Origin of the sequence: Ramlibacter sp. (assembly GCF_013697775.1) — a bacterium.
In the GTDB taxonomy this organism is placed as follows: Bacteria; Pseudomonadota; Gammaproteobacteria; order Burkholderiales; family Burkholderiaceae_C; genus Ramlibacter.
Window position 1 is genome coordinate 1 of sequence record NZ_JACCWG010000322.1, and the last position, 5652, is coordinate 5652.

Here is a 5652-nt window from a genome sequence, read left to right on the forward strand (position 1 = left end):
GCTGCTGCTGGCGCACCAGCCGCGCAGCCTGGGCGGCGCGGTGGCGGCCGGCTTCGACATCCAGCTTTCGGGCCACACGCACGGCGGCCAGTTCCTGCCGTGGAATTTCTTCGTGCGGCTGCAGCAGCCCTATACGGCCGGGCTGCACCGCATCGGCAAGCTCTGGCTCTACGTGAGCCGGGGCACCGGCTACTGGGGGCCGCCGAAACGGCTGGGCGCGCCGTCCGAGATCACGCAGATCGTGCTCATCCGCGCACCTGTGGCCTAAGGAGCCAGGCAAAGCACGGCGCAAGACCGCTCCTACGCCCGCGCGGCACGCGCTCCCACATTGCTGAGCTCGGCCGGAGCCCAACACTGCCTGCATGGCACGTGCAGCTTTCGTCCCTTTCCCCCTCGCGCGCGGCGGTCCCGCGAACGTGAGCTACCTCGGCGCGGCGCGTTGCCGCCGCAAATTCGAATTGTTCTATCCGGAAGGTTTCGACGACGAGACCTACGTCGTCGCGGAGCGCGCGCACAAGGAGCGCGCGCACCTGGAGTGGCAGGCCGAACTGGGCCCGGCCGCGCTGCGCAAGCTGATCGCGCGCGGCGAATTCCGCCAGGTCGCCGACCTGGCGGTGCGCATCGAGTCGCGCACCAACCTGCTGTTCTCGTTCGAGAAAATGGCGCTGCGCGACGCGGTGAAGACGCCGGCTGGCGCGCGCCTGTTCGCCACCGAACTGTACGGCTTCCTGTACGGACCGGGCTCGCCGCAGCAGCGCTTTGTCGACTGGCTGCAGGCGCTGGCCGAACTGCCGCAGCCGGGCAGCCGGGTGCTGACCTGGCCGGTGGCCACGGTGTTCGGCTTCATCGCCCGGCCCGACCGCCACCTGTTCCTGAAACCGCGCGCGACGCGGCTGGCGGCGCAGGCCTACGGCTATGCCATGCCCTATGCATCCACGCCCTCGTGGCCGCTGTACCGCGAACTGCTGGCCTTTGCCGCCGTGATCCGGCGCGACCTGGACCGCAAGCCCGGCTTCAAGGCACGCGACATGATCGACCTGCAATCCTTCATCTGGGTGCAGGGCGCCGCCGAGTACGAGGCTTGATTCTCTGAACGTTGTTGCGTGCGGTCCGGCGGGGATTCTCAACCTCTCTCGCCTTCCTCCCTCTCCGTGTGCGCCATCAACGCATTCTGTCGCATCCCAAGATAATCCAGGGATGGACCAACGATGGAAACCCAGCGTCACCGTGGCCGCCGTGATCGAGCGCGACGGCCGCTTCCTGCTGGTGGAGGAAGAAACCGCCGACGGCTTGAGGCTCAACAACCCGGCCGGCCACCTGGATGCGGGCGAGTCGCCGGCCGAAGGGTGCGCCCGCGAGGTGCTGGAAGAAACCGCCTGGACCTTCCGCCCCACGGCGCTGGTGGGCATCTACCTGGCGCGCTTCCAGCGCCCCGCCACCGCTGAAGACGTCACCTACCTGCGCTTCGCGTTCTGCGGCGATGCGGTGCAACACCATCCCGCGCGCAAGCTCGACACCGGCATCGTGCGCGCACTGTGGCTCACCGCCGACGAGATCCGTGCCAGCACGCAGCGCCACCGCAGCCCGCTGGTGCTGCGCTGCCTGGAGGACTACCTGGCCGGCCAGCGCCATCCGCTGGCCACCGTCTACACCCATCCCAGCGTGGCGCAGCCATGAGCGCATCGGGCAGCAAGATGCGCGTGGTGGTGGGCCTGAGCGGCGGCGTGGACTCGGCCGTGACGGCGTGGCTGCTCAAGCAGCAGGGCCACGAGGTGGTCGGCATCTTCATGAAGAACTGGGAGGACGACGACGACAGCGAGTACTGCTCGTCCAACCAGGACTTCATCGACGCCGCGTCGGTGGCCGACGTGATCGGCATCGAGATCGAGCACGTCAACTTTGCCGTCGAATACAAGGACCGCGTGTTCGCCGAATTCCTGCGCGAATACCAGGCCGGCCGCACGCCGAACCCCGACGTGCTGTGCAACGCCGAGATCAAGTTCAAGGCCTTCCTCGACCACGCCATGCGGCTGGGCGCCGAGAAGATCGCCACCGGGCACTATGCACGCGTGCGCTACGACGAAGCGAGCGGCAGGCACCAGCTGCTCAAGGGCCTGGACGCCACCAAGGACCAGAGCTATTTCCTGCACCGGCTGACGCAGGCGCAGCTGGCCAAGAGCCTGTTCCCGGTGGGCGAGCTGCGCAAGACCGAGGTGCGGCGCATCGCCGAGGAGATCGGCCTGCCCAATGCGAAGAAGAAGGATTCCACCGGCATCTGCTTCATCGGCGAGCGGCCGTTCCGCGACTTCCTGAACCGCTACATCGCCAAGGAGCCGGGGCCGATCAAGGACGAGCGCGGACGCACCATCGGCCGGCACCAGGGCCTGAGCTTCTACACGCTCGGCCAGCGGCAGGGCCTGGGCATCGGCGGCGTGAAGGAAAAAGGCGCGCAGCGCGGCGGCGGTGAGCACGCGCCGTGGTTCGTGGCGCGCAAGGACGTGGAGAAGAACATCCTGTGGGTGGTGCAGGGCCACGACCATCCCTGGCTGCTGTCGCCCGCGCTGGATGCCGGCGACGCCAGCTGGATCGCCGGCGAGCCGCCCGCGGCCGGACGCTACGGCGCAAAGACGCGCTACCGGCAGGCCGATGCGGCGTGCGTGCTGCCGGCCGCGGCCGACGGCGCGCTGCACCTGGACTTCGACGAGCCGCAATGGGCCGTCACGCCGGGGCAATCGGCCGTGCTGTATGACGGCGAGGTGTGCCTGGGCGGCGGGGTGATCGCGCGCTGAGCGCGCGCGAGCTCAATACAGCGTGGAACGCTGGCGCTCGGGCAGCGCGCGGTCGTAGCCGTCGCCGTCGATTGCGCGTTCGGTCAGCGCCTCCAGCACCTGCCCGGCCGTCGGCACCTTGGCCAGCGTCTCCGCGGGCAGCGGCTGCCATAAGCGGGAGCGCTGGATCGCGCGGGCGCACTGAAAAAACACCCGCTCCACGTCGATCACCAACACGCACTTGGGCAGCGCGCCGCGCATGGCGCAGCGCTCCAGCAGCGCCGGCTCGACCGAGATGCGGGCGCGGCCGTTCACGCGCAGCGTCTCGCCCACGCCGGGAATCAGGAACAGCAGCGCCATGCGCGGGTCGGCCAGCAGGTTGCGCAGGCTGTCCACGCGGTTGTTGCCGCGCCGCTCGGGCAGCAGCAGCGTGCGCTCGTCCTGCACCACCACGCAGCCGCCCGGGTCGCCCCGCGGCGAGGCGTCCAGCCCTTCGGGCCCGGCGGTCGCCAGCACGGCGAAGGGCGACGCCTCGATCATGGCGCGGTAGAGCGGGTGGACGAAGTCCACCTCCTTGCGCAGCGAAGCCTCGCCGGGCGCGTCGAACAGCGCCTGCAGCTGTTGCGGGGTGGTGATGGTGTGCGCGGAAGGCTGGGTCGTCGTCATGCGCTTATTGTGGCGCGGTGGCGAACGCCATCAGGGACTGCCCCGGCGCGTCGCCGAACACCTGGGCCCAGCCGCCGCGCGTGTCCATGTACTCGCGGATGCGCCAGACCTGGCCTTCGCGCACCTCGTAGATGAAGCAGTAATCGTTGACGTAGTCGCGGCCGTTGGGCAGCACGGCTGTCATGCGGTGCTCGACGACGACCGTGTCGCCCTGCGCCAGCATCAGGCGTACCTCGATGGAGACGTTGCAGAAAAAGCGCGCGTAGTTGTGCGCCATGAAGTCGACGATCAGGGCGTGGTCCAGATCGTTCAGGCCGCGCGGCGCGCCGGCGTCGTCGGCGCTGCCCAGACCGAGCGCCACCTGCGTGGCATTGCCGGCGGGCGCGATCCACAGCACCTGGGGATGCAGCATGGCCGCGATGCGCTCGGGGTCTCCGCTGCGGTAGGCCGCGAACAAGGCAAGTACGGTCTCTTTGGCATCCATGGCGCGCGTCTCCGGTGGGTTCAGGAGACGCCGAGGCTAGCCGTTATCGGCGCGCGCACTGGCCGTTTCCGGACGCGTCCACCCGGCCGGTTCCAGGCGGGGCTTGCGCGGCTTCAGACGCAGTGCGCGCTTCTCCACCAGGTGCCACGAGGCAAATGCGAGAGCGAACGTGGACAGCACCGTCAAACCCAGGACCGCGCCCCACGGCAGCGTGTCCCTGCACAGCCAGATCAGCGTTTGCTGCACGGGAAATGCATAGATGTACAGGCCGTACGACAGGTCGCCGAAGCGCCCGGCCCGGCGCAGCAATGGCAGGCTCGCCGTGCCGAGCGCCAGCGTGGTCACCGGCAGCACGAACCACAGCGCCAGGAACGGCTGGCCGGCCGCCCAGGCAGCACTGCCCAGCGCCCAGCCCGCCGCCGTGCACAGCAGCGCCCGCCTGCCGTCGGCGAAGGGCTGCAGGCGCCAGCAGGCCACGCCGGCGAAGAAGAACAGCCCGAACTCGAACAGGAACAGCTTTTGGATGTTCTGGTCGAACACCTCCATCGTGGCCGCACCGCGCGGCCCCGCCGCCACGTACACGGCGACGCACAGCAGCGTCAACACGGGCACCACCCAGCGCGCGCGCAGCAGCCCCGCCAGCCCGAGCAGCGCCAGCGCCAGGTAGCACTTCAGCTCCAGCGGAATGGTCCACAGCGAACCATCGACCGCCGTCGGCAAGGCGTTGCCGTCCAAGCGCAGCGGCAGCGCGTCGCGAAAACTGAAACGCAGGTTGTTGAAGTACTTCAGCAGCAACGGATGCCGCAAGTAGTCGGCCGCGCCCAGCGACGAGACGAGCGGCCCCCACACCAGCGCGAGCAGGAGCGTCAGCGCGGCAAGCCCCGGCCAGATGCGCAGCAGGCGCCGCGCCGCGAAGCGGCCCGCATGCGGGTCGGCCTGCCAGCTCTGCGCGACCAGGAAGCCGCTGATGGTGAAGAAGACCAGCACGCCGATGCCGCCCAGGCTGTGCAGCTGCCACAGCGTCGGCTCGGGCAGGCCGCTCAGCGCGTACTGGTGCGAGAGCAGCACGCACAAAGCGGCAACCACCCGCACGAAATCGAAGTTGTTCGCACGATGCGCGGCGGCCTGGACAGCGCCGTCGCCGTCGCTTGTCACGCGGCGCAGCACTTCTTCACCGTGTCCCAGGTGCGCGTGGTCACGTCCTTGCCGAAGGTCTTCTCGATCAGCCGCATGAACGCCGGGTTGCCCGGATCGGGCACATAAGCGGAGAGGGCCTCGGCACCCTGCACGGCAAGGATCTGAGCGTTGTCAAATTCGATCGGCAGCTTGAGCGCACCGCCATACGGCGTGCGCAGGAAAGTGACGATGCGCTTGGCGTTGGGCGGCAGCTTGAAGCGGGCGAACGGGTCGGCTGCGAGCAGCGCGGCCAGTTCCTCCTGCGGCCGCACCAGGGTGGAGAACCTGTGGCCCAGGCCGTCGGCCGTGGCCTGCTCGCACTTGCGCTCCAGCGTGGCGATGGCGGCCTTGCGCGCGTCGAACACCGCGTTGCCGCTGGACAGCAGGGTCTTCACACTGGTGAAGCCGGCGTCCTCCAGGCAGGCCTTGAGCGCCGGCATCTTGCAGTTCATGGGGCTCACGCCGCGAAGAAGCGCCACGTAGCGCGGCATCGGCGGCGCGGCTTAAAACGGAATGTCGTCGTCCATGTCGTCGAAGCCCGTGGACGAGGGCTTCGAC

Annotated in this window: 7 protein-coding genes and 1 pseudogene; 4 read left to right on the plus strand and 4 right to left on the minus strand. The window is 69.1% G+C overall.

Features of this window, described 5'->3' with window-relative positions; genetic code table 11:
* From H0U68_RS16495 to mnmA, 4 genes and pseudogenes are all read left to right on the plus strand, one after another.
* Positions 1–268 (plus strand): annotated as a pseudogene (locus H0U68_RS16495) (metallophosphoesterase); the annotation flags it as partial.
* 94 nt (positions 269–362) lie between these two features.
* Positions 363–1085, plus strand: coding sequence for a hypothetical protein (locus H0U68_RS16500; RefSeq protein WP_296357520.1), 723 nt, complete (start codon positions 363–365; stop codon positions 1083–1085).
* Positions 1086–1197: 112 nt separating this feature from the next.
* On the plus strand, positions 1198–1677 hold the full coding sequence (locus H0U68_RS16505) for an NUDIX hydrolase (RefSeq protein ID WP_296357521.1): 480 nt from the start codon (positions 1198–1200) through the stop codon (positions 1675–1677).
* Entirely contained in the window at positions 1674–2789 is a 1116-nt protein-coding gene (mnmA, locus tag H0U68_RS16510; protein ID WP_296357524.1) for a tRNA 2-thiouridine(34) synthase MnmA, read from the plus strand. The genes H0U68_RS16505 and mnmA overlap by 4 nt, the downstream gene beginning before the upstream one ends.
* Positions 2790–2801: 12 nt before the next feature.
* On the opposite strand, the gene H0U68_RS16515 is transcribed toward mnmA, so the two are convergent.
* The 4 genes from H0U68_RS16515 to H0U68_RS16530 are packed head-to-tail and all read right to left on the minus strand — an operon-like array spanning position 2802 to position 5585.
* The gene (locus H0U68_RS16515) at positions 2802–3434 is read right to left on the minus strand and encodes a pyridoxamine 5'-phosphate oxidase family protein (protein WP_296357525.1); all 633 of its coding nucleotides are present in this window, start codon (positions 3432–3434) and stop codon (positions 2802–2804) included.
* A gap of 4 nt (positions 3435–3438) precedes the next feature.
* Positions 3439–3918 (minus strand): nuclear transport factor 2 family protein, encoded by a 480-nt coding sequence (locus tag H0U68_RS16520; protein WP_296357527.1) that lies wholly within the window; start codon positions 3916–3918, stop codon positions 3439–3441.
* Between the two features lie 36 nt (positions 3919–3954).
* Positions 3955–5073, minus strand: coding sequence for an acyltransferase (locus H0U68_RS16525; protein ID WP_296357529.1), 1119 nt, complete (start codon positions 5071–5073; stop codon positions 3955–3957).
* Complete coding sequence (locus tag H0U68_RS16530; RefSeq protein ID WP_296357531.1) at positions 5070–5585, minus strand: DUF1697 domain-containing protein; 516 nt, start codon at positions 5583–5585, stop codon at positions 5070–5072. The genes H0U68_RS16525 and H0U68_RS16530 overlap by 4 nt, the downstream gene beginning before the upstream one ends.
* Positions 5586–5652 lie beyond the last annotated feature (67 nt).